Raw genomic sequence first — 2,598 nt, forward strand, 5'->3', positions numbered from 1 at the left:
CCGCTATGGGATCTGGGTCCCGGCATTCGCCGGGATGAGCGGATTTTTTTGGGATGTCGCGGGTCCCGCTTGACGAACACATAACTCGCCGGTTATTAGTAACCCATAGCCAACGGGTTATCAGTTCTCCATGACCGACGCTCACGACGTGCTCTTCAGAACGCTCGCCGATCCCACCCGACGGGGGATCTTCGAGCGGCTGTGCCGCGACGGCGAGCAGACGGTCGGGGCGCTGACGGCCCTGGCGGGCGTCTCGCAGCCGGCCGTGTCCAAGCACCTGGGCGTGCTGAAACAGGCCGGGCTGGTGAGCGATCGCCACGAAGGCCGACAGACGCACTACAGCGCCCAGCTGAACGCCCTGGCCCCGTTGGTCGACTGGACAAGCCGCATGGCCGGGTTCTGGGAGACCCGGTTCGACAATCTCGAAGACCTGCTCAACAGGATGGACCAATGACCAGCACCGCGACCGAGACGCGCACTGTCGTCGTCGAACGAGAGATCGCTCACCCCCCCGAAAAGCTTTGGCGCGCGCTGACCCAGCCGCACCTGATGGAGGAATGGCTGATGAAGAACGACTTCAAGCCCCAGGTCGGCCACGGCTTCCAGCTGCGCGGCGAGTGGGGCGGGGTGCTGGACTGCGAGGTCCTGGCCGTCGAGCCGAACCGGACCCTGTCCTACACCTGGAACCATGAGCAYGCCGATCCGGCCTACGCCCTGCAAAGCGTGGTGACCTTCACGCTCACTCCGACGGACGCGGGCACGCACCTGCGCATGGAGCAGTCCGGCTTCCGTCCGGACCAGAAGCAGGCCTACGGCGGCGCCCACGCCGGCTGGAAGCAGTTCCTCGGCAACCTGGACCAACTGCTGGAGCGGCTGGAGTAGGTCCGCCGCGTTTCACCCGCCTTCGAAGGAGAGCCCCTTGAGCACCCTCATCCGACAAATTCACCGCTGGCTGTCCGTCGCCTTCACGGCCGGGGTCATCGGCTACATGATCGTCATGACGCAAGGCCAGCCCCCGGCCTGGGTTGGACTGTTCGCCTTGGTGCCGCTGATCTTGCTCCTGATCTCCGGCCTGTACATGTTCGTGCTGCCCTACGTCGTCAGGGGACGGAGCGGGCGACGGGCGAACGGATAGGAGAAGCGCCATGGCCGAGACGTCCGAACCGAAGCTGCTGTTGGGCGGCAATCCGCAGGTCGCCAAGGGCCACGGCGACGCGCCGGTCCAGGCCTATATCGCGGCCATGCCGGGCTGGAAGAGCGAGGTCGGGCGCCGCCTGGACGCATTGATCGAGCGCGCCGTTCCCGGCGTGCGCAAGGCCGTGAAGTGGAACTCGCCGCTGTACGGGGTCGAGGACGGGGCCTGGTTCCTGGGCGTTCATGTCTTCGCGAAATACATCAAGGTGGCCTTCTTCCGCGGCGCGGCGCTTGAGCCCCTGCCGCCGGTCGGCTCCAAGCAGAAGGATGTGCGCTATTTCCACATCCACGAGGCCGAGCCGTTCGACGAGGTCCAGTTCGTCGACTGGGTGAAACAGGCCAGCCAATTGCCCGGCGAGCGCATGTGAGCCGGCCGTAAAGGGTAGGATGACGATGAAGAAGCAGATGGGTGGAACGCCGGACGGGCCGCCTTCCGAGCTGATCGACAAGGCGATCGCGGCGCTGGACGACTGGCGCGGCGAGACGCTGGCCAAGATCCGCAAGCTGATCCACGAGGCCGACCCCGACGTGGTCGAGGAGTGGAAGTGGGGGATTCCGGTGTGGTCGCACGACGGCATCGTCTGCACCGGCGAGACCTACAAGGCGGCCGTGAAGACCACCTTCGCCAAGGGCGCGTCGGTGGAGGATCCCAAGGGTCTGTTCAATTCCAGCCTGGACGGCGCCACCCGGCGCGCGATCGATTTCCGCCAGGGCGAGGCGATCGATGAAGCGGCGTTCAAGGCGCTGATCCGCGCCGCGGTGGYGCTGAACGCCTCGAAACCGCCGAAGGCGGCCAAGAAGCGCGCCTGAGAAAGAGCTTGGGCCTGCCGACTGAACGCGCAGGCCCAAGCCATTTTCGTCACGCCGGAGCGTTTAGGCCAGGGTGGTGGTGACTTCGATGTTGCCGTGCACCGCCTTCGAATAGGGGCAGATCGCGTGGGCCGCTTCGATCAGGCCTTGGGCGACGTCACGATCGACTCCTGGCAGGCTGACGCTCAGGCGGGCTTGCAGGAAGAAGGCGCCGGCCTCGTTGGCCAGATCGATCTCGGCGTGGACCGAGGGATCGACCAGGGCGACCTTTTGCTGGCCCGCCGCCAGTTGGATGGCGCCGAGATAGCAGGCCGACCAGGCGGCGCCGAACAGGTTTTCGGCGGCGGGGTGGGGTTGGGGCAGCTTGACGTCCAGGAAGCCGTCGGCGCTGCGGGCGGCGCCGTCGCGGCCGGCCGTGGTGTGGGTCTTGCCGGTGAAGAGAACCTTGGCGGTCATGAGGGAAGTCCTTCTGAGGGGTTGGGTGAGTGGTTTATATCGTGTCCGTTTCAATCGGATGCGATGTAATTAGTTTGGGTCTCGCAGCGAGTCAAGCTCTTCCGATTTAATCGGATACGATTTATATAGGCGGAGCCC

Annotated in this window: 6 protein-coding genes; 5 read left to right on the forward strand and 1 reads right to left on the reverse strand. The window is 65.4% G+C overall.

Going from position 1 to position 2,598, the window contains the following annotated elements; genetic code table 11:
• The first annotated feature begins 130 nt into the window (after positions 1-130).
• From AC1DZ6_RS23275 to AC1DZ6_RS23295, 5 genes are read left to right on the forward strand one after another with little or no spacing between them, the layout of a single operon-like run.
• The gene (locus AC1DZ6_RS23275) at positions 131-454 is read left to right on the forward strand and encodes an ArsR/SmtB family transcription factor (protein ID WP_477036035.1); all 324 of its coding nucleotides are present in this window, start codon (positions 131-133) and stop codon (positions 452-454) included.
• Positions 451-882, forward strand: a complete 432-nt coding sequence (locus AC1DZ6_RS23280; protein ID WP_477099483.1) for an SRPBCC family protein — start codon at positions 451-453, stop codon at positions 880-882. The genes AC1DZ6_RS23275 and AC1DZ6_RS23280 overlap by 4 nt, the downstream gene beginning before the upstream one ends.
• Positions 883-919: 37 nt before the next feature.
• Complete coding sequence (locus AC1DZ6_RS23285; RefSeq protein ID WP_477099484.1) at positions 920-1,135, forward strand: hypothetical protein; 216 nt, start codon at positions 920-922, stop codon at positions 1,133-1,135.
• A 10-nt stretch (positions 1,136-1,145) separates the two neighbouring features.
• Positions 1,146-1,562, forward strand: a complete 417-nt coding sequence (locus tag AC1DZ6_RS23290; protein ID WP_477099485.1) for a DUF1801 domain-containing protein — start codon at positions 1,146-1,148, stop codon at positions 1,560-1,562.
• Positions 1,563-1,587: 25 nt separating this feature from the next.
• A complete protein-coding gene (locus AC1DZ6_RS23295; RefSeq protein ID WP_477099486.1) occupies positions 1,588-2,004 on the forward strand; it encodes a DUF1801 domain-containing protein in 417 nt (138 codons plus the stop codon).
• A gap of 63 nt (positions 2,005-2,067) precedes the next feature.
• Here the strand turns inward: AC1DZ6_RS23295 and AC1DZ6_RS23300 are convergent, their stop codons facing one another.
• The gene (locus AC1DZ6_RS23300) at positions 2,068-2,460 is read right to left on the reverse strand and encodes an Ohr family peroxiredoxin (protein ID WP_477099487.1); all 393 of its coding nucleotides are present in this window, start codon (positions 2,458-2,460) and stop codon (positions 2,068-2,070) included.
• Between the last annotated feature and the right edge of the window lie 138 nt (positions 2,461-2,598).

It is taken from the genome of Caulobacter sp. P1_B12_2 (assembly GCF_056406675.1).